Source organism: Allopontixanthobacter confluentis (assembly GCF_009827615.1).
Taxonomy (GTDB): domain Bacteria; phylum Pseudomonadota; class Alphaproteobacteria; order Sphingomonadales; family Sphingomonadaceae; genus Allopontixanthobacter; species Allopontixanthobacter confluentis.
In genome coordinates, this window is sequence record NZ_WTYU01000001.1 from 552061 (window position 1) to 572447 (window position 20387).

15 protein-coding genes are annotated in these 20387 nt (G+C 58.7%); 11 read left to right on the forward strand and 4 right to left on the reverse strand.

Going from position 1 to position 20387, the window contains the following annotated elements:
• Nucleotides 1–79: 79 nt before the first annotated feature.
• The 3 genes from GRI44_RS02560 to GRI44_RS02570 all read right to left on the reverse strand — a co-directional run bounded on the left by GRI44_RS02560 (nt 80) and on the right by GRI44_RS02570 (nt 3057).
• Complete coding sequence (locus tag GRI44_RS02560; RefSeq protein WP_160599892.1) at nt 80–235, reverse strand: hypothetical protein; 156 nt, start codon at nt 233–235, stop codon at nt 80–82.
• Between the two features lie 358 nt (nt 236–593).
• Nucleotides 594–1628 carry a LacI family DNA-binding transcriptional regulator gene (locus GRI44_RS02565; protein WP_160599893.1) on the reverse strand — a complete coding sequence of 345 codons (1035 nt, stop codon included), beginning with the start codon at nt 1626–1628 and terminating at the stop codon, nt 594–596.
• 64 nt (nt 1629–1692) lie between these two features.
• A complete protein-coding gene (locus GRI44_RS02570; protein ID WP_232842953.1) occupies nt 1693–3057 on the reverse strand; it encodes an MFS transporter in 1365 nt (454 codons plus the stop codon).
• A 150-nt stretch (nt 3058–3207) separates the two neighbouring features.
• On the opposite strand from GRI44_RS02570, the gene GRI44_RS02575 reads away from it, so the two are divergent.
• The 4 genes from GRI44_RS02575 (at nt 3208) to GRI44_RS02590 (ending at nt 8874) form a co-directional block, all read left to right on the forward strand.
• Entirely contained in the window at nt 3208–5697 is a 2490-nt protein-coding gene (locus GRI44_RS02575) for a TonB-dependent receptor domain-containing protein (protein WP_160599894.1), read from the forward strand.
• A 70-nt stretch (nt 5698–5767) separates the two neighbouring features.
• Nucleotides 5768–6928, forward strand: coding sequence for a glycoside hydrolase family 68 protein (locus tag GRI44_RS02580; protein WP_160599895.1), 1161 nt, complete (start codon nt 5768–5770; stop codon nt 6926–6928).
• Nucleotides 6928–7842: an ROK family protein gene (locus tag GRI44_RS02585; protein ID WP_160599896.1), complete on the forward strand. Its 915-nt coding sequence runs from the start codon at nt 6928–6930 to the stop codon at nt 7840–7842. The genes GRI44_RS02580 and GRI44_RS02585 overlap by 1 nt, the downstream gene beginning before the upstream one ends.
• A gap of 537 nt (nt 7843–8379) precedes the next feature.
• Nucleotides 8380–8874 (forward strand): hypothetical protein, encoded by a 495-nt coding sequence (locus GRI44_RS02590; RefSeq protein ID WP_160599897.1) that lies wholly within the window; start codon nt 8380–8382, stop codon nt 8872–8874.
• A 335-nt stretch (nt 8875–9209) separates the two neighbouring features.
• Here the strand turns inward: GRI44_RS02590 and GRI44_RS02595 are convergent, their stop codons facing one another.
• Nucleotides 9210–10586 (reverse strand): Y-family DNA polymerase, encoded by a 1377-nt coding sequence (locus GRI44_RS02595; protein WP_160599898.1) that lies wholly within the window; start codon nt 10584–10586, stop codon nt 9210–9212.
• Nucleotides 10587–10774: 188 nt separating this feature from the next.
• Here GRI44_RS02595 and GRI44_RS02600 point away from each other — a divergent pair, with 188 nt between their 5' ends.
• The 7 genes from GRI44_RS02600 to GRI44_RS02630 all read left to right on the forward strand — a co-directional run bounded on the left by GRI44_RS02600 (nt 10775) and on the right by GRI44_RS02630 (nt 20323).
• Entirely contained in the window at nt 10775–12268 is a 1494-nt protein-coding gene (locus tag GRI44_RS02600; protein WP_160599899.1) for a DNA photolyase, read from the forward strand.
• 224 nt (nt 12269–12492) lie between these two features.
• The gene (locus tag GRI44_RS02605; RefSeq protein ID WP_160599900.1) at nt 12493–13284 is read left to right on the forward strand and encodes an alpha/beta fold hydrolase; all 792 of its coding nucleotides are present in this window, start codon (nt 12493–12495) and stop codon (nt 13282–13284) included.
• A 299-nt stretch (nt 13285–13583) separates the two neighbouring features.
• A complete protein-coding gene (locus GRI44_RS02610) occupies nt 13584–14219 on the forward strand; it encodes a TetR family transcriptional regulator (RefSeq protein WP_160599901.1) in 636 nt (211 codons plus the stop codon).
• Nucleotides 14216–15901, forward strand: coding sequence for an MFS transporter (locus GRI44_RS02615; RefSeq protein WP_160599902.1), 1686 nt, complete (start codon nt 14216–14218; stop codon nt 15899–15901). Before GRI44_RS02610 ends, GRI44_RS02615 begins: the two co-directional genes overlap by 4 nt.
• On the forward strand, nt 15898–17013 hold the full coding sequence (locus GRI44_RS02620) for an HlyD family secretion protein (RefSeq protein ID WP_160599903.1): 1116 nt from the start codon (nt 15898–15900) through the stop codon (nt 17011–17013). The genes GRI44_RS02615 and GRI44_RS02620 overlap by 4 nt, the downstream gene beginning before the upstream one ends.
• Before the next feature lie 5 nt (nt 17014–17018).
• Nucleotides 17019–18416 carry an efflux transporter outer membrane subunit gene (locus GRI44_RS02625; RefSeq protein ID WP_160601198.1) on the forward strand — a complete coding sequence of 466 codons (1398 nt, stop codon included), beginning with the start codon at nt 17019–17021 and terminating at the stop codon, nt 18414–18416.
• A gap of 119 nt (nt 18417–18535) precedes the next feature.
• Nucleotides 18536–20323, forward strand: coding sequence for a DUF885 domain-containing protein (locus GRI44_RS02630; RefSeq protein WP_160599904.1), 1788 nt, complete (start codon nt 18536–18538; stop codon nt 20321–20323).
• Nucleotides 20324–20387 lie beyond the last annotated feature (64 nt).

Here is a 20387-nt window from a genome sequence, read left to right on the forward strand (position 1 = left end):
GAAATGGACGGCAAGCCGGCACCGGCATAAAATTGAGGCTCAAAGTCTATCCGTGATTGGGAAAGCTCTGTTCACGCTTTCAACCCCAAAGAAGCCATGCCCCAATGGCCGCTATCATAATTGCGAATACCAATCGACCGTTGGCCATTGAGGGGCGATCCAGTCCACCGCCGGTCAAATTGCCAAAAGCAATAACAAGTCCAAGACCAAGAAGAATATAGCCAATAATTTCCATACGTCCGCACATATCAGAGTTCTGCAGGTCCGCAATTAGTTCGCTTCCTGACTGTCCGTTTTTGCCCGATTGACGTTAATGCCAGACAGTCTGCTATCGACGCGTTTGCGTGATTAGCGACAGTAGGTTCATTTCCTGAAAGATGCCGTGCACTCCGCCAGAGATGACGTGCGGAAATTGGGCTGGTGGAGCATTTTTTCTTCCGCAGGACGCCAAGCGATTATCTGACCGTCAAGGTTTAGAAAACTGGAAATTCTCAACCGACTTCATCTTTCGGAGTGTGACGCTGGTCGTGCCGACGCATTTCTGTTGTGGCCCTGTTGCGGTAGCGTCCTTCGATATTTCAGTCGATGAAGCATTAACCCGGACGCGTCGTACCTCTTTCCACCAAGCGCGGAGGCATGACCACACTGCCGGTTTTTTCGCCGGCCAGCCGCCGTTTCAGAATATCGACCATGGCCGCTGCTCCGACAGCGAAATCCTGCTTGATGGTCGTTAGCGGCGGCGACATCTCACTGGCGGAGGGTAGATCATCAAAGCCGATTATTTGCATTGCGCCAGGCACATCGACGCCGCGTTCGCGCAATTGCCGTATGCACGCCATGGCGATCAGATCTGATGCCGCAATAATCGCGTCGATCGCAGGGTCCATGGACGCAAGGTTTCTGGCGATGTCTGTATCCATCTCGTCAACCGCCAGATGCGTCGGAAAGTGGACCAGTTCTGCAATATTTCGGGCGCCCTCCAGCCGGCTGGCGATTTCGATGCCCATCGTATCACCAAAAAAAGCGATCTTTTTTGCGCCGCTTGCAACCAGTTTTTCTGCTGCGAGGCGCCCGCCCAGAAGGTTGTCGCTACCAACCACGCAATGTGTCTGGCCCTTGCGGTAATTACCCCATGTGACCAGCGGGAGATATTCCTGCGCGACATGTTCGATCAATTCGAACTGGTCAGACTGACCGATCACGATTGTCCCGTCGGACATTCCGGAATTGGTCATCCGGTCCAGCCAGTCGGGGTCCTGATCTGGTATGACGCGCGACAACATCAGATCATAGCCACCCTCGGTCAATTCGTCCGCCAGATACCCCAGCAGGGTCATGAAGAATGGATCGGAGATATGCTGGCGGCGGTCATGCCCCAATGGAATGGCGACCCGAATGACTCCGGTCCGCTGCGTGCGCAGATTGCTGGCCATTTGATTGGGGCGAAACCCGTGTTCGCGGGCAAGTGCCTGGATGTGGTCGCGGGTTTTCTGGTTCACGAGCTCCTTGCCGGCCAGGGCGCGCGAAACGGTACCGGTCGACACGCCCGCAATTTTTGCAAGGTCGGCCAAGGTGCGGACTTTACGCTTTGCGTCGGTCGGATCGTCGGTTTTCAGCTCTGGCCCCAATGTCGCTGCAGTAAGTGTTCCTACGCTATAGTGTGGATTGCCGGCATGCCAACCAGGGCCGTGCCTATTCTGCCGGCTGCATTGTTCTGGGCACTGGCTTTCCGGCGTCGACAAACAGAGTGGCGGCAGCGCCCAGGATCATCAGCACGCCGCCCAGCATGATCGCATTGCGCGGATCGCCGCCAAGCAGCGGCTGGTAAATCAGCGGCATGGTCAACGTCTCGATCAGCATCGGGATGACGATGAACATGTTGAAGATGCCCATGTAGATACCATTGCGTTCTGGCGGAATTGAATCGGCGAGCATGACATAGGTATTACCCATCATCCCGGCCCAGCCTATGCCGATGCCGAACATCAAGCCGAACAGGAAGATTTTTTCATCCACCCCGGGGATCAGCACCATCGCCGCACCCGATGCGGTGAGACAGAAGGCATGGGCGGAACGCGCCCCGAATTTGCGTACAACCGGGATCAGAAGGAGCGCGCTCAGGAAAGCGATGAAATTATAGAACGCGCCGATCTGCTGCGCGGTCAACGCAGCATCTCTGAACCCGGCCGATGCCGTATCGCTGGTGCCATAAAGCGAGCGCGACAGGGCGAAGGCGATAAACTGCCAGTATACGAACATTCCGTACCATTGGCACAGCATTGCCAGCGCCAGTTGCCGCATCGGTTTTGGCATATCCCGAATAGCGGCAACGATATCTTTCAAGGCGCTCGACACAGTAAGCGGATGTTCTTCGAGGAGGGATTGCTCCTGATCAGTCAATGGCAATTCCGGCACCCGGATGATCGACCACAGGATCGTCGAGATCGACAGGATGGACCCAATGATGAAGGCGATCTTGACGATCACAGGTATGCCGTTGCTGTCCAATACGTCGGATGCGACGAAGGCCGTCAGCAGCGATGGGGCGAGATAGGACAGGGTCTGCGCCAGGCCGGTAAATGCGCTTTGTGTAAGGAAGCCGACCGATCTCTGGTCGGGCCGCAGACGGTCTGCGACATATGCGCGGTATGGTTCCATCGTGATGTTGTTGCCCGCATCCAGGATCCACAGCAGCGATGCTGCCACCCACAGCGTGGGACTGTAGGGCATAAACAAGAGGCTGATCGAGCAGATGATCGCGCCGATCAGGAAATAGGGGGTCCGCCGGCCGAAGCGCGTGTTCGTACGGTCGCTCATCGCTCCGATCAGGGGCTGGATCAGCAGTCCGGTCATGGGGCCGGCGAGCCACAGCAACGGCATGGTCGCTTCGTCTGCACCCAGGAAGCCGTAGATTGGCCCCATATTGGCTTGCTGCAGGCCGAAACTGAACTGCAGGCCAAAGAAGCCTATGTTCATTTCGACAATCCGAAGCAGCGATAATCGAGGCTTGCTCATGGCCGCTGCATCAGCTGCAATACCGCCGTTCCCATCAGACATTCCACTCTCCCAAGTGCGTATGGGCAAGTGCCTATGCCAAATTACAAACGATTGCAAATTTCTTCTTGCAATCGTTTGTAATGAACCGTAGCCGATAGGAAGAATCGCACCAAAGCGGTCGATGCATATTTCCTGGGAGAGGAGATTCCGATGAAATTTCTTAATGTTTTGAAGGGCAGTGCTGCCTTTTCCGTCATGGCTTTTGCAGGACTTGCCGCACCGGCGATCGCACAGGATGCCGCTTCGCAGCAAGCAGCAGCAAACGAAGAAGCCGACGATACCATGATTGTGGTCACCGCAGTTGCGCGCGGCCAGAACCAGTTGGAGAGTTCTGTTTCAGTCAGCTCGATTGATGCTGATGCCATTGCCGATCTGAACCCGAGTTCTTCTGCAGATCTTATCCGCCAGCTTCCCGGCATCCGTTCGGAAGCATCTGGCGGTGAAGGTAACGCCAATATCGCCATTCGCGGTCTGCCAGTGTCGACCGGTGGTGCGCGCTATATCCAGCTTCAGGAAGACGGTCTGCCCGTCCTTGAATTTGGCGATATCATTTTTGGCAACGCTGATAACTTCCTTCGCGCCGACCGCAATGTCGGCCGCGTCGAAGCAGTTCGCGGCGGGTCTGCATCAACCTTCGCATCGAACGCACCTGGGGGGGTGATCAACTTCATTTCCAAGACTGGACGTGAAGAGGGCGGCGCGTTCGCCTTCACGGCGGGGCTGGATCATGACAGCTACCGGGTCGACTTCGATGCGGGCAAATCCATCGGGCCCGATACATATTTCCATGTCGGGGGCTATGCACGGGTGGGTGAAGGCCCCCGCGATCTTGGCTACCGAGGGTCGAAAGGTGGCCAGATCAAAGCGAACCTGACCAAAGAATTCTCTGGTGGCTATGTCCGCGTTTACGGCAAATATCTCGACGACAGCACGGCCACCATCTTACCCTATCCGGTGATGGTAACCGGTACCGGTAGCGATCCGGACTATAGCAGCATCCCGAACTTCGACGTTCGTACAGCGGCACTGCAATCGCGCTTCATCACCAATTCCCTGACACTGGACGGAGACAATAATCCGCGCAGCTATAATATGCGTGATGGTTTGAGTGTAGTTTCAAAGTCCGTCGGCCTTGAGGCAGAAGTTGATTTCGGCGGCGGCTGGGTCATGACCGAGCGTTTCCGATATGCGGCAAACAGCGGCGGTTTCACTTCGCCTTTCCCGGCCAGCGTTGGTAACGCCCAGGATGTTGCCGATGGAGTTGGCGGGGCCGGATCGAACCTGTTCTTCGCCAGCGGCCCTGCCAGCGGTCAGCAGATTACCGACCCCGCGTCGCTTGGCGGGAACGGGCTGATCACCAGTGTCGTACTGTTCAACACCCGGTTGAACAATCTCGATAACATGACCAACGATCTGCGCCTGTCGAACGAATTTGATCTTGGCGGCAACAGCGTTGCATTCACCGCTGGCTTTTATGGGTCGCGTCAGAAGATCGATACGGACTGGCTGTGGACTTCTTTCCTGCAAACTACCGAAGGAGGCGGCAATTCCGTTCTGATCGATGTTCAGGATGCTGGCGGCAATCTGGTCACCCAGAATGGCACCGTAGGCTTTGGCGCCAGCTTCTTCGGCAATTGCTGCCGCCGGAACTATGATGTCACCTACAAAACATATGCGCCATTTGTATCGCTGGGTTTTGAAGCGGGCAATCTGACGCTGGACGGCAGCATCCGGTATGATTTCGGCAATGCCAAGGGGTCTATTTCCGGCGCCGATACCGGCTTTGGCAACGGTGTCACATCGTTTGATTTCAACAATGACAACAGCATTGACCCCGCCGAAGCGGAGACCAGCATCATCCCTGCCGGGTCGGCCGCCCCGGTTGATTACAATTTCAGCTATTTGTCCTTCTCGGTCGGCGCCAATTATCTGCTGACCGACGATCTGTCGGTCTTTGCCCGGTACAGCGATGGCGGCCGCCATATTGCCGACCGCGCGCTGTTTTCGCCTGCCGTGAGCGTGATTGACGGCTCAATCCCTTCTGAAGACGGTGTGATTGCCGACGTGAAGCAGCTCGAAGGTGGCTTCAAATACCGTAGCGGTGGGCTGGGCCTCTATGCCACGGGCTTCTTTGCGAAGACTGCGGAAAACAACATCGAGATCGCCCCGCTGCAAGTCATCGTGCGCGAGTTCGAGGCATATGGGGTGGAGTTGGAAGGCCGCTACCGGATGGGACCATTCTCCCTTTCAGCTGGCGCGACCTGGACCGATGCGCAAATCAAGAACGACACCAATGCCGCTTTGATCGGTAATACGCCGCGCCGTCAGGCAGACCTGATCTTCCAGGGATCAGCACAGTATGACAGCGACTTCTTCACTGTTGGCGTGAACGCCGTGGGCACGACTGAAAGCTTCGCGCAGGACAATAACGACCTGGTTTTGCCCGGTTATACTCAGGTGAATGCGTTTCTCGCCGTCCGTCCAGTCGAGGACATTGAATTCTCGCTCAATGCGACAAACCTGTTCGACACCACTGGCTTTACGGAATCGGAAGAGGGCTCAATCCCGGGTAACAACATCATCCGCGCCCGATCAATCGCTGGCCGGACAATCTCTGCTTCTGTCCGCCTCGATTTCTAGAAACCATGACCTTGCAGGGCAGGCGGCGCCATATGTGCCGCCTGCCCGTTTTACTCTTGTTGGATAAACCATGCGTGCGACTCCTGTATCCAACCACGATCAGCCGGACGGTAAAAGCGTGGTCACGAAAAGCTGGCGGGCAGCGGATCTGAACCTGCTGAGCGGCGGCGCCATCGAATACGCTCCGATCATCTCCGAAGCCCAAATACAGCTAGTATCGGATCAGCTTGATGTCTGGGATGCCTGGCCCTTAGCCGATGCTCTGGGTAACCCTGTCCATTGGCGCGGCGCGGAATTGTGGTTCGCACTGGCTGTTCCTCGTTCGGCCGATCCAGAACAGCGGCATCATCTGGCCAGAATCCACCATTTCCGCCGCGTTGATGATCGTTTCGAACATCTTGGTGAAACCCTGCCTGAAGGCCTGTCTCCCGGCAGCCGTTTATGGTCCGGATCCGCGCTATGCGAACGCGGCCGAGTAACACTTTTTTTCACTGCGACGGGCAGGAAGGGCGAAGCCACCACCACCTTTCACCAGCGAATTTTCGCGACGTCCGCAGAACTGCTATCCTCGGTTGAACAGCCATTCGGGGCCTGGTCCCAGCCGCGCGAGATGGTGCAGGCAGATGGCGCGCTTTATCGTCCTGCCAATCAGGACGAGGGCGAGCCGGGCAAGATCAAGGCGTTTCGCGACCCTGCCTTCTTCCGTGATCAAGGCAGGGCAGATTACCTGCTGTTCACAGGCTCCTCGGCGCAAAATCCGGGCACACACGATGGCGTAATCGGTATCGCCAAGGCTGATGAAGCGGGTGCTTATCAACTGCTGCCGCCACTGATCTCTGCGACCGGGATCAATAATGAACTTGAACGGCCGCACATCGTCCGTTCGGCAGGGCGGCTGTATCTCTTCTGGTCCACGCAGCGCGGTGTTTTTGCCCCCGGGATAAATGCGCCAACTGGCCTGTACGGCGCAACTGCTGCAAGCCTGGAAGGCCCGTGGGATCTTCTCAATGGTCACGGCCTGGTGATTGCAAATCCGCCGGAGCGGCCAACGCAGGCCTATAGCTGGTGGGTCCTGCCCGATCTGAGTGTGACCAGCTTTGTCGATTATTGGCGCCCTGAAAATCCGGCGAAAACCGAATTCGAGGGGCGGCGCGAGCGGTTCGGCGGGACTTTCGCTCCGTTTCTGCATATTGAACTGGATGGCACTCACGCCAGACTTGTGAAAGGCTGATGCACATGCGGGTCGCCGGGATTGAACTGGGCGGGACAAAGACGCTGGTTGTTGCAGGAACCGAAGGACGGATCGAGCAACGCATACGCTTTCCCACCACATCGCCGCACGAAACTCTCGCACAGGTTTCTGCCGCGCTCCGCGAATTTGATGCAATCAGCCGGATCATGGCAGTCGGCATCGCCAGCTTCGGGCCGATCAGGGTCGATCCGCGCGCAGCGGATTACGGCACCATACTTGCGACGCCCAAGCCCGGCTGGTCAGGCGCAGACGTCGTCGGTCCCGCACGGATCAGGCAGGACTTACCCATCAACATCGATACCGATGTGAACGCGGCAGCACTTGCAGAACACAGGCTCGGCGCCGCACAGGGATGCGCCAATGTGATCTATCTGACCATTGGCACGGGGCTTGGCGGCGGTATATTGGTAGAGGGAATTCCGGTTCACGGTGTCCTCCATCCTGAGGTTGGACATATCCGAACACGCCGGGCGGCGGGTGATGCTTTTGCGGGAAACTGTCCGTTTCACAAGGACTGCATCGAAGGTCTGATCAGCGGACCTGCATTAGCCGCGCGATTTGGCTGCGATCCCGCCACCTGTGGTCCGGACGATGCAAGGTGGGTGCAAGTTGCGCGTGATCTCGCGGAGCTCCTCGCGATATTGATCCTGACCCATTCACCGCAGCGCATCGTGATCGGCGGCGGGGTTGCGATTGGCCAGCCTGCGATATTGGAACAGGCAGGCCGGATCCTGCCCGACTTGCTGGCCGGCTATCTGGGCGATTTCGACACGGCGCGGAGCAAGGCCACTCTCGTCCTCCCCAAACTGATGGAAGACGCCGGACCAATCGGCGCAATGCTCCTCGCTTCGGCTGGTGAAGGTTGTACTCCGGTGCATGGAAAGCTCACATAAGTTCGTGTCGGTTAACACGTACATCCACAATCACTTCAACCAGGAACCCACCTCGTGGGCCGACAAACCAACGCGTCCGGCCGCTCAACCGTGTTGGCCTAAGGGAAGAACTTTAGGGCCTGAGCCAAGCAAAGGGTAGCGGACGCCCTGCCAAGTGCGGAGCGTTTAGCGGCAGACTGGTGCGGCAAATAGCCATGGGTTGAAGCCTGGCGGCCCGCTCGCGCTGTTCTTCGGCGGATGGATTACGGAGATAACCTTAGCGTCTGGTGCGCGGCGATGGCGTATGTTTCGAACATTAAAATGAGCGAAATATTTTTCCTTGCGGCGTTAGGTCGGAAAGGAAGGAAGAATGGCTTCTGCGGCGTTAACTGGTCGGCTCAATGCTCCGGCATCAAAAGGCTGACGCGTGTTGGATGACATGTCGCTCGGGCAGGGCGCCCTGATCTGTTACGATGTCGGCCTCTCCCTGATTGCGCCAGTTTCCAGCCATGCGAATCGACTCCGCCTGCGGTCGGCGGTGTCAGGGCAGCAGCCAATATGGACAATGAGATGGCACTCAAGCGGATATATCAAGTCATCGCAAAGACATATTTCATACTGGCAACGGTTGCGTTGCTAGTTCTCGCCTTCGTCATCATGTCGGTTGCTATCATCGATGTCATTCAGGAGTTCAGCACCCCGGGACTAAAACCGACAGTGGTGCTCCAGAGCGTGGGTCTTTTGATCATCGGATTTGCAATTGTCGAGACATCGAACTTCATCGCCGAAGAAGAAATCTTCCAGAAAAGGGAGTTGCGTTCATCGTCGGAATCGCGCCAGTCCCTAACGGGTTTCGTGACGATAATCGTGATTGCTTCAAGCCTGGAAGCTTTGGTGATGATCTTTTCTGCCAGCCGCCTGGAAGTGGCAAACACGATATATGCAGCCGTCATATTCTTTGTGGCCATGTTCAGCCTTATTTGCCTTGGTGCTTACCAGTGGTTGTCCAGCCGAATCCGCGCGGACAATGGGTCGCTGATAAGAACTCAATAGGCAGTCCTGGCGTGGCAAGCGTACGGCTGGCCTGCCTGAGCGATCGTCCCACCTAGCGGAGCATGCTCATCAGCTAATGCAGGACAAAGCACCGCAAGAAGAAACCCGTCAGCCCATTTCGCTATGTCAACTTATCGCCGGAGGTGATCCGCCTGGTGCTGATGATGCATGGGCGCCTTACGCTATCGATATATTGACACGCGCGAGAACTCGACACCGCACCAAGAGCAGCAACGTCAGCAATTGGGTCGCTTCCTGTCAGTCTGCTTTTAGACCTTGGCGCGCCGTTAGCGGACGGTCTCTAACAGTACAATTGCGGTCATTTCAGCAGCGCTCTAGTTCGAGTAAAACTGAGTGGCCCCGTCTTCAGTCTGCACTTCGCTGAAATCCTGGAGGTCAGGAATTCGACCGAAGGCAATTTTTGCCCCAAGGTAGCCGCCAGGTAGCTCGACCTTGGGGCCGTATGACACTGCCGACGGTCCGTGTTTCGCGCGAATCTGATCCATGACATTGCTCAGGCGATCGCGTCTGGCGGGATCATCGGATGCAGTTTGGTTTGATGCAGTTTGGGTGGGGTCAGCATCCGCCAAACCGGTGAACAGATCACATTGTATCTCAGCGTCAGCCAGCAGCCCGTGAAGCATGACACTGACAGAACTGGGCTTAAAGCCTGCTTCCTCAACGCTTCGCTGCAATCCCTTGGCAAGCGCTTCTAATAACGCCCGGTCGTTACGAGTGGCAGCGAAGGGAATCTCGCAACTCCAGCGCAGCTTCTTGCCCTCTCCAAAACGCGCGTGCTCATACGTTCTGCTGCGCATACTGACGGTCATTTTTGAAGCGTTCTGGTCAGATCTGCGAAGCCGCCGCGCTGCGCTTAAGGTGAGTTGGCGGGCGCATTCACGCACTTTGTCCGGTGTCCGCCAGTCGGGCGGGAGGTTGCGGCTATGTCCAAACATACGCTTGATCGTCGGCGGCCTTTGCACGTGTAGGCCGTGCAATTCATTCCAGAACCGCTCCCCTTCAACATTACCCCAGATCGCCCGAGCCTGCTTGCGTTCAGTTGCCCACAGCGCCTTTACAGAACGGATACCTGCCGCATGGAGGCGCGTTTCTATTCCTTCGGAAACGCCCGGAAGGTCGCGTAGATGCAAATGGTCGATCTGGTCTGGCAAGTTGTCCGTGCGAAGCTGGACGAACCCGTCCGGCTTGTTCATTTCTGCAGCAATCTTTGCGAGCAATTCGGTGCGGGCAATGCCGATTGAGCAGGTCAGCACGTCGCTGAGCGTCTCTTCAAGCGTCCGTTTGATTGCCTGCGCAAGCGTTCCGGCATGAGAACCTTCGGAATGGAGCAGGTGGCAGACAACCTCGTCGATAGAGCGCACCTTCGCTATGGGCACGCAGGCCTCGATGGCTGTCAGAATTTTCTGGTGCAGCCGCACATATGCGTCCGGCCGCGCTACTACGAAAATCATTGCAGGCGCGATTTCCCGGGCAGCCACGACGGTTGCGCCAGACGGCACGCCCAGTCTCTTGGCCTCCCGGCTCATGGCGATGCACCCCGTGCCAGGCGAATCCAATGGCACGACACCCACCGGCTTGCCGCGCAACGCCGGATTGAAATGCTGCTCCGCTGACGCAAAGAAGCTGTCAAAGTCGAGATACAACCTCTGCGCGTCCGCTGCGCTTTCCTCTGTCAGGCGATTCTCGATCATTCTGACGAACTAGAACAGAAATAGAACACCGGCAATTGGAACCGGCGACTGAATGGGAGATTGTTCCTGATGAAGAGGTATCCGCCTGGGTCATGTAATGCGGGGCCTCTCATATCCGATAGACCGCACGCTCAGGCTTGTCCCGATCTGCACGCGTCAGATCAATTGCCAATCACGAAAGTGCCATCATGAGCCGACTCCCGATTGAATTTCTGAACGACGAATTGGCCGGGCGGGCGACGCGTTTGAACGACGCCCCCGTCGAAACCGACGGCAAATATGTACTCGTATGGCTGCAACAGACCCTGCGCGGCGATGACCACCCCGCGATTGATGCCGGCGTTCAGATTGCCAACGAACTGGGAATACCGGCGCTCGTCTATCATGGGTTGCGAGAAGATTACCCGCACGCCTCTGCCAGGCTTCACGCCTTCATCATTGGGGCGAGCCGCGAAATGGGCAGAACACTTCGCGAGCGCGGCATTGCCTGTGTGCAGCATGTTGAACGTCCATCATCGAAGGTAAAGGGCCTCGTTTACAAGCTGGCAGATGACGCTGCCTGTGTGGTCACGGATGCGCATGCGACTTTCGTGGGGAACTGGCAGGCGCACCGGTTTGCAGAAAAGTCCGTCAAGGCAGTGCTGGCGGTCGATGCGACGCGGCTGGTTCCACACAAATTGCTGCCGTCAGGATTAAGCGCGACGAAGGCTTTTCGCGCTGCCCACGGACCTTTGCGTGACCAGTGTCTGGCGGCCCGCGCTCAGATAGATCCGCACGTTGCACCCTACGATGGGCCTTTGCCGTATCAACCCGATTATCTGGCGGATCTGAATGATGACGCGGTCGCGAAACTGGTCGCCGAATGCCGCATCGATCAGTCACTTCCCGTGAGCGTGGAGCATCCGGCTAAGGCAGCCGGAGTCCAGCAGAGGATCACTGCGCTGACCGGTTCAATCATCACGCGCTACAAATGGACCCGTAACAATCCGGCAGAAACCGGGGCTGGAAGCCAGCTGTCGCCTTACCTCCATTTTGGCATGACCAGCCCATTCGAGATAATGCGCGCAATAGATGCAGCAGACGTAACGAAGACGGTCCGCCACAAATTTGTGGACGAGTTGCTCACCTGGCGTGAATGGTGCCACTGGCGCGTGACGGAAAAGCCGGAGCTTATCGGTTACCAGTCGCTGCCAACAGCCGCGAAAAAGACGATGGAGGCGCATGCCAGTGACCCGCGTGAGATCGTGCCACTCAGCGACTTGATACATGGCAAGACGCCGGACGAAACCTGGAACGCCGCGCAGCGCCAGTGGCTGGCCACAGGATGGATGCACAATAATTTGCGGATGTACTGGGCCAAGCAAATACTCGGATGGACCGAAAGCCCGCAGATGGCCTGGGCTACTGCGTGCTATCTGAACGACCGCATTTCGCTGGATGGCCGCGACCCGGCGACTTATGTGATGATGCGTTGGGCATTTGGCGAAGCTCGCCCCGCCTACAGCGAGCAGCCGATCTACGGATGGATCAGCACAAAGGGCGATAGTGCGCTGCGCAAGCGCGCAGGAGTGCCTCAGTGGCTAAGCAATATGGCCTCAGCGCAGGTGCCAGAGATTTCGGTTCCTGAAACCAGCGATTGGGCCTCGATGTATATAGAACGCGCTTTCAGCACCCCTTCCTGAGAGAACATCAAATCAAGCGCGCGACATTCATGGCGAGAAAATTTATCGAGATGACATAAGCCGGTTGTTCCAATTTCAGGCTCAGCAGGATGGGACGTCCTCGCAAAAGATTACCTCGCTGATGTCGAAGCCACTTCGCCCATTCCGTGTGCGATTGCATACTCGTCGTTGTGATCAACCAAGTGGCGAGGGGGCCATAAGTCGGTTTCATGCGTTACCCTCACATGACCATGCACCACACGCGTACTGGCCGCGGTAAACCCCTTTTACTTGTCCACGGGCTGGGCGGGACCTGTCACTCCTGGGATACGATCCTGCCGGCACTTGCCGAAACAAGGGAAGTCATCACCCTGGATTTGCCTGGTCACGGGCAGACACCTGCGGAACCAGACAGCGGCACATTTGACGGACTGGCGCGTAGCTTGGATAGTTGGCTCGGCGATGAGGGTCTGAGAGACGTTGATATGGTTGGCAGCTCGATGGGAGCCCGGCTGGTGCTGGAGATGGCGCGACGCGGTCACGCCGGCGCGGTTGTCGCCCTGGATCCGGGCGGCTTCTGGCAGGGGTGGGAGCGTATGTTCTTCAGAACCACCATAACGGCATCTATTGCGCTGGTTAGGGCACTCAGGCCGGCACTACCCGCCATCACTCGCAATGTTGCAAGTCGGACCGCGCTTTTGGCCCAGCTTTCCGCGAAACCGTGGGCGCTCGATCCTGCGTTCATCGCTAAGGAACTCAGGGCATTGGCAGATACGCGCACAATCGGATCGCTCGTGAAGGATCTTGCCAACGGCGACAATCAGAAGGGCTCCGCGAATACGCCCGCGCCAATTACAATCGGCTGGGGCCGCAAGGACCGGCTGTGCCTGCCGCAGCAGGCGCAACGTGCGACAGCGGCATTCCCCAAGGCAGCGATGCACTGGTTTGACCATAGCGGACATTTCCCGATGTGGGATCAGCCTGAGGAAACAGTGCGCGTGATCCTGGATGCGACTAGCCGCCAGCTATCTACATGACATTCCCGCTAGCTTGCTAGAACCTCGAAAGCTCGAGTGATAGTTTGACCCGGCAATGGCCCTTCGCTGGTCATTAGCTGCTGGTTGGCTACTGGCGCATGCCTGGCTTCGGAATAGCGTCACGAAGTGGTTCGGTAGCCGACTGACTTTTTTCTGGCACTAAACTGTAAGATGTGGCGTGGTATGCCGCAATGCTGGGTCGCTCCGCATAGGAGAAGCGCGCGGCCGTGTTCGTTAATTCAACAGCCATTGAATATTCCGCTGTCTGGCGCTATGTTGCGCCGCACAAGGAACGGGCAATGGCTGAACGACGCGGGCGTGGACGCCCGATTGAAACAGATACGGATGCGGATACCGGCACGGCAATAGCTGGCGCCGCGCTGCAACGCTTCGCTGCGCAAGGGTTCGAAGCGACGTCCCTGCGCGAAATTGCGGCGGATGCCGGCGTGGACGTTGCCCTTATTTCCTATCGGTTTGGCGGCAAGCAGGGCTTGTGGAAGGCCATTGTCACACAGGCGGCCGACAATTTGCGGATCACGCTGGAGAGCGCATTGCAAGGCATGAGCGCCGCCACCGCCCATGACCGGTTGAGAAACTCAGCGCGAATTTTCCTTGCCTATCTGCTTGACCGCCCGGAAATGCCGCGTCTGTTGCTGCGCGATATCACTATCGAGAGCGAACGATCGCAGTGGCTTCTTGAAACGCTGTCGCTGCCGCTCCACCGCCATTTCATCGCCTTGGCTGAGGCCGCTGCGCAAGAACGCTCGGACGAAACTGCGCATCTCCAGTTCCGCGTAGCCAACTTCATCTATTCCGCCGCCAGCATGGTGGCCCGGCGAGAACGCCTTGGGAAGCTGGTCGATGGAATTGATAGTGACGCCGCATTTGCTGCCGCCCTTGAGGCCACTCTGGTCGAGGGATCGCTGGCATTATGATCGACCGCGGGCCTTTGGTGGACACGGTGGATGGGTACCGGTTCAAGCCGCATGAAATGCCGATCCTGCCCGGATCCCCGGCCAACCCGGACCACCCCCCGGCAAGGCGGGCGGCCTATCTGGCAATCGGCGTATTCATGGGCCTGATAGGGGGCGCGCAGAACGGCTTCCTTATCGCAAATTCGCAAAGCTTGCAGGCCGAATTCACGCTGACACCAGTGGAAACAGGCTGGCTGACCGTGGCTTTCTATTCGACCTATGCCACGATGAGCATGCTCCTGTTCCGCGTGCGGCAGGAATTCGGGATACAGCCCTTCGTTCGCTGGGCCATGGCCGGGCTTGTGCTGGCCAATTTCGTGCAATTGGTCGGGACGGGGTATCACGCAGAACTGGCCGCGCGGGCGGTTGCGGGGATCACGGCCAGCGGATTGTCCGCTCTTGCCATCTATTACCTTATGCAGGGTCTGCCACCGGCCCTGCGCGTCGGGGGGCTGGTTATTTCGCTCGGCCTTACGCAGATAGCCGTCCCGCTTACCCGTGCGCTGTCGCCTGCGCTGATGGTGGATGGCGACATTACCCATGTGTTCCAGTTCCAGTTCGCGCTGTCGCTGCTGGGCTTCGGCATGGTCTACCTGCTCCGCCTGCCGCCCGGCATTCGCAAGAAAACCTTCGAGACGCTCGACCTGCCGAGCATCACGCTGTTCATTATCGGCGTTGCGGCCCTCTGCGCGTTTCTGATCCAGGGGCGGATCCAGTGGTGGGACACGCCGTGGCTTGGCTATACCCTAGTGGTGGCCATCTTCGGCCTCGGTGGCTGCTTCCTGATCGAATTCAATCGCAAGACCCCGATGCTGGATCTCAGCTGGCTTTCCAGCCGGTCGATCCTCGCCCTTGCGCTGGTCGGCGCGTCTGTTCGGATACTTGTCGCCGAACAGGGCTTCGGGGCGAGCGGCATGTTCGTCGCGCTCGGCTACGGCAATGAACAATTGACCGGCTATTTCTGGATACTCGCCGGTGCAGCGCTCGCCGGAATGGTCCTGTCGGTGATCCGGCTCGATCCCACGGACCTTACCCGCCCGGTGCTTTTCGCGATTCTCGTCATCGGCGCGGCCGCCTTTGCCGATACAAGGACAGGGGTGATGACACGCCCGCAGGATCTTTACCTGACCCAGGCTGCCATCGCTTTTGGCGCGGTGTTCGCCATGGGGCCGATCATGATGGAAGGCATGCTCCGCGCGCTTGCAGCGGGGCAGAATTATGTCATCAGCTTCATTGCGGTTTTCTCACTTTCGCAATCGGTGGGCGGCCTTGCTGGTATCTCGCTTCTGTCCGCCTTCCACACAGTGCGCCTGAAGACGCATCTGATCGATGCGGGAAACACGCTGACGCTGGCCAACCAGCAATTGGCACAGGCGCTGGGCAATGCCGCCCGCAGCGTGGCACCGGTCCAGAGTGACCCGGCGCTGCAACAGCAGGTCGCGGCATCCACCATCTCGCAAGACGTGGGCCGCGAAGCCGCAGTGCTGGCTTTCAATGACGTTTTCTTTCTCATCGGCACCTTGTCGGCGGTGACTTTCGCCGTGGTTTTCGTGCCGTGGCTCATCAACAAGTTCCGCGGGACAAACCCGCTCGCCAAGGAACTGGCCTTCATGGAGGCCATGCTCGCAAGGACCAGGCAATGACACAAACACCCGCGCCCGAACCCGAAGCGGAAACCGTCCCCGATGAAACACCCGTGTCCGAGCCTGAAACGGGATGGTCGCCCAATCCTTCGCGCCGGCGCATCGGTGTTGGCGTAGTCATCATCCTGCTCGGCGTGCTTGCCGCGCTTTTCGCATGGGGTCTGCCGCCTTTTGGCGGCGGTGACGAAACCACCAATAACGCCTATGTCCGCAGCCGCACCACGGTCGTCAGCCCGCAGGTCGGCGGCTATCTGGTCGATGTGCCGGTGGTGGATTTTCAGCGGGTGGAAAAGGGCGATCTTCTAGCCCGGATCGACGACGCGCCTTTTCGGCAAAAGGTCCAGCAGGGCGCAGCAAACACTGCCGCCCAGCAGGCCACGCTTGCAAACAGCGCGCAAAGCCTGCGTTCATCACAGGCGCAGCTTGAATTGCAGGATGCCGCCGTGGCAGCCGCGCGTGCAGGGTTGCAGAAAGCGCAGGCGGACATGAACCGCATTGCTGAACTGGTCGGCGAAGGATCGGTATCCCTGCGCGAACGTGACCAGGCCCGCGCGGCGCTGCAGCAGGCGCAGGCCGGGGTCAGGCAGGCACAGGCACAACGCGCCATCGCGGTGGAAAGCATGCGATCAGTGACTGTGGGGCGCGGCGCGCTTGAAGCGCAAGTTGCAGGCGCAGAGGCCACCCGGGGCCTTGCTGAAATCGAACTTTCACGCACCGAGATCCGCGCCCCGCGGGCTGGACGTCTGAGCGAAATCACTGCGCGGGTCGGCCAGCTCGTCACCGCCGGAACCCAGCTCATGTATATCGTGCCGGACGATTTGTGGGTGGTTGCCAATTTCAAGGAAACGCAGACCGCCAAGATGGCAGAGGGCCAGCGCGCCACTCTGGAAATTGACGCGCTTGGCGGCATCAAGCTTACTGGCCGCGTGCAAAGCATCGCACCTGCCGCCAGCAGCGAATTCAGTCTGGTCAAGCCGGACACCGGAGCGGGCAATTTCGTGAAAGTGCCGCAGCGCATTGCCGTGCGCATCATGCTCGACAAGGGGCAGGACGCGGCCAGGCGGCTGGGCCCGGGCATGTCCGTTGTCGCAACTGTGCACACGAAGGATTGATCGTGATACGCAAATCGCTCATCCTGCTGGCCGCACCCGCCCTTGCTCTTGCAGCCTGCGCGCCGACGCTGCAGCAGGCTCCGCCTGGCGCTGCCGTTTCGGCGCCGCCCCAATGGCGCACCGCGCTGGATGTTACTGCTCCTGTAGAGAAGGACTGGTGGGGCGCTTTTGGCGATGCGCAATTGTCGCGTCTGGTTGAACAGGCGCAGGCGAACAATCCCGATGTTCAGATTGCCGCTGCCCGGGTCGAGGAAGCCCGGGCGACCGAATTGGGTTCACGCGGCTTCCTGCTTCCTTCAGTGGGCGCCGGTTTCGAAGGCGGCGTCCAGCGGGAAGTATCTCCCTTCGGTCAGGCCCGGACAACTCTCGCAGCACAGCCTGCTTTCCGTGCTTCATACGAGATTGACCTTTTTGGCAAGAATGCCGCGCGTATCGATGCTGCCGAGGCTGGAGTTGCAGCTTCCGCTGCGACCGAGGAAGCGGCGCGCCTTTCCGTCAGCGCTGCGGCCGCCAGCGGATATATTACCCTGCTGGCACTCGACCAACGGCTGGAAGTGCTCGACGCGACACTGGAAGCACGCAGGCAGGCCCTGAAATTCGCGCGCGACCGGGCCGAGGTCGGCTATACGTCGCAGCTGGAACTGCGGCAGGCAGAAGCAGAATACCAAGCCACCGCGCAGCTGGTGCCGCAGCTGAGGGCGCAGATCGCGCGGCAGGAAAACGCTCTGTCAGTGCTGACCGGCGATATGCCGGGCGCTATCGAACGTGGCGGAACGCTGGGAGACTTGCGCCGGCCCGCTCCGCCGGCCACTTTGCCTTCCGAATTGCTGCGCCGCCGGCCGGATGTGGCCGCGGCGGAATATCGCATCGCTGCCGCCGACGCGAAAATGCGCGGGGCGCGGGCCGATTTCATGCCCTCGGTCAACCTCGGCGCGATGGCCGGGCTGGTCCTGTCTGACCTCCTTGCCGATCCGGTCAGCATCTGGTCGCTGGGCGGCAGCATTCTGGCGCCTGTCTTCCAGGGCGGAAAGCTGCAGGCCCAGCTGGACGGTGCGACAGCGCAGCGCGACCAGGCCGCCTGGGCCTATCGGTCGGCTGTCCTCAATGCCTTTCGCGAGGTAGAAGACCGGATGGCAGTGCTGGCCAATCTGCGGCAACAGGAAACAGCGCTGGTGGCACAGCAGGCCGCCGTGGCCAATGCGTTACGCCATGCCCGCAACCGCTACCGTGCAGGGTACACGCCTTACATCGAACAAATTGATGCACAGCGGGCCCTGCTGGGGGTGGAACTGTCCCTGATTCAGCTGCGCGCCGATGAGTTGACGACCCTTGTCGGGCTTTACCAAGCGACAGGCGGCGCTCCGCGTGACGGCGTAACTGGCCCGGATACACTTCAGCAGTAAAGCTGCCTGCTCCGGCGAATGGCACGCTCGTCCGCTGCCACAAGTCCTTCGTCGGCTGACCGGTTGCAAATCGCCAATGACGAGGGCATTCGTCCTCCCATAACGGGAGTGAGAAACACATGAAGACTTTTGCCGCTGCTATCGCACTTGCCACAGCAACCACCTTCGCCTTGTCCGCCCAACCTCTGCGTGCGCAGGACGTCGCCCAAGCAGCAGCCACTCCCGCCTGGGTTGAGACCAGCAACGCTTACACACAAAAGGTGATTGCGATGCAGGCGGAATTCTTTCCAACCGGCGCATCCTCATCGGGCTACGAACAGTATGACGGCCTCGTCAACGACATGTCGCTCGACCGCGATGAACGCTATGTCGCTGCGGCCAGGGAGCTGATCAGGGCGTTCGAGGCTGCCAAGGTCAGCGAGGCCGATGCATTTGTCCAGCAAGACCTTCAAATTCTCATCGATTCGCTAGAGATGGACATTGCGGGGATCGAGCTTGGCAAACGCTACACTCTTGAATTTTCGCAGGTTCCGCAGGGCCTGTTCGGCAATATCGGTCAGCTCCTGTCCGATCAGACTGCTGAAGGCCGGCGCGCAAAAGCGCTGGAACTGCTGCAGCGATCCACGGGTATCTGGCCCGATACCGAACCGATGACTGGACTTGCCAAAGCTCGTTTTGAGGCGAGCCGCGGGGAAGGGAAGATCGGGCCCTACCAGGTAGAGGTGGAGGAATCGATCGGCAAGATTCCCACCTTCGTCGCGGGCATTCGCGACCTGTTTGCGAAATATGAAATCGATGGTGCAGAAAAGGCTCTGGACGCGATGGAGCAGCAGTTGACCGACTATGGCGAATGGACGCGCACTACCGTCCTTCCGGCCAGCCGCGATACGGCACGCCTTCCCGAGGAGCTTTATGCTCTCAACCTCAGACAGGTGGGTATCGATCAGGATCCGCGTGGGTTGATGAGCGAAGCACGGCGCGGTTTTTATGAATTGCGCGCGCAGATGGAAGCCCTGGCCCCGCAGATCGCGCAGAAATACGGCTGGCAGGAAACCGATATGGCGTCGGTAATGGCGCGGCTCAAGCAGATGACCGTTCCCGATGATAAGATCGAGGATTTCTACCGCGAAGTGAATGGCAAATTGGAAGAGGAAATCCGCCGCAACGATATTGTGTCCTTGCCCGATAGCGAGTTGCAGATGCGGGTTGCTTCCCAGGCAGAAAGCGCCGCTCAGCCAGCGCCGCATATGCGCCCGCCGCGGCTCGTCGGCAACACGGGTGAACAAGGCACGTTTGTCCTCACCGTTGGCAACCCTACCGCCGGGCCGGAAGACCGTTATGATGATTTCAATTTCCCCGCTGCAAGCTGGACGCTGAGCGCGCATGAGGCACGCCCGGGGCACGAGATGCAGTTTGCCGCATTGGTTGAACAGGGTGTCAGCCTGGCGCGGCTGCTATACGCATTCAACAGCGTGAATGTGGAGGGCTGGGCGCTTTACGCCGAGGCGGAAATGCTTCCGCACGAACCGATTGAGGGTCAGTTCATCGCGCTTCAGTTCCGGCTGCTACGCACTGCCCGCGCATTTCTCGATCCGGGTCTCAATCTCGGGATGATCAGCCGGGAGGATGCCGAACGCGTGTTGCGCGAGGATGCGCTTTTCTCTCCCGGAATGACCAAACAGGAACTCGACCGCTATGAATTTCGTATGCCTGGGCAGGCGGGGTCCTATTATTACGGCTATCGCAAACTGGTCGACCTGCGGATCGAAACCGAGCTGGCGCTGGGCGACCGGTTCAACGAAAAAGCCTTCAACGATTTCCTGCTCAGCCAGGGTATTATTCCGCTGGAACTGATCGGCGAGGCAGTAAGAGAACAGTTTATCCCCGCACAGTTGGCGAAAAGCTGAGCGATCAGGCCAGAGCAAGCGGCACAGGACTTCGATTGGCGCTGGAGAGAATTGATGATTCAAT

Bases quoted from the DNA above. Each gene is read 5' to 3' on its own strand.
- GRI44_RS02600 (WP_160599899.1), top strand. From the start codon at position 10,775: ATGAGCCGACTCCCGATTGAATTTCTGAACGACGAATTGGCCGGGCGG.
- GRI44_RS02590 (WP_160599897.1), top strand. From the start codon at position 8,380: ATGGACAATGAGATGGCACTCAAGCGGATATATCAAGTCATCGCAAAG.
- GRI44_RS02620 (WP_160599903.1), top strand. From the start codon at position 15,898: ATGACACAAACACCCGCGCCCGAACCCGAAGCGGAAACCGTCCCCGAT.
- GRI44_RS02560 (WP_160599892.1), bottom strand. From the start codon at position 235: ATGGAAATTATTGGCTATATTCTTCTTGGTCTTGGACTTGTTATTGCT.
- GRI44_RS02630 (WP_160599904.1), top strand. From the start codon at position 18,536: ATGAAGACTTTTGCCGCTGCTATCGCACTTGCCACAGCAACCACCTTC.
- GRI44_RS02570 (WP_232842953.1), bottom strand. From the start codon at position 3,057: ATGTCTGATGGGAACGGCGGTATTGCAGCTGATGCAGCGGCCATGAGC.
- GRI44_RS02615 (WP_160599902.1), top strand. From the start codon at position 14,216: ATGATCGACCGCGGGCCTTTGGTGGACACGGTGGATGGGTACCGGTTC.
- GRI44_RS02580 (WP_160599895.1), top strand. From the start codon at position 5,768: ATGCGTGCGACTCCTGTATCCAACCACGATCAGCCGGACGGTAAAAGC.
- GRI44_RS02585 (WP_160599896.1), top strand. From the start codon at position 6,928: ATGCACATGCGGGTCGCCGGGATTGAACTGGGCGGGACAAAGACGCTG.
- GRI44_RS02605 (WP_160599900.1), top strand. From the start codon at position 12,493: ATGACCATGCACCACACGCGTACTGGCCGCGGTAAACCCCTTTTACTT.
- GRI44_RS02610 (WP_160599901.1), top strand. From the start codon at position 13,584: ATGGCTGAACGACGCGGGCGTGGACGCCCGATTGAAACAGATACGGAT.
- GRI44_RS02595 (WP_160599898.1), bottom strand. From the start codon at position 10,586: ATGATCGAGAATCGCCTGACAGAGGAAAGCGCAGCGGACGCGCAGAGG.
- GRI44_RS02575 (WP_160599894.1), top strand. From the start codon at position 3,208: ATGAAATTTCTTAATGTTTTGAAGGGCAGTGCTGCCTTTTCCGTCATG.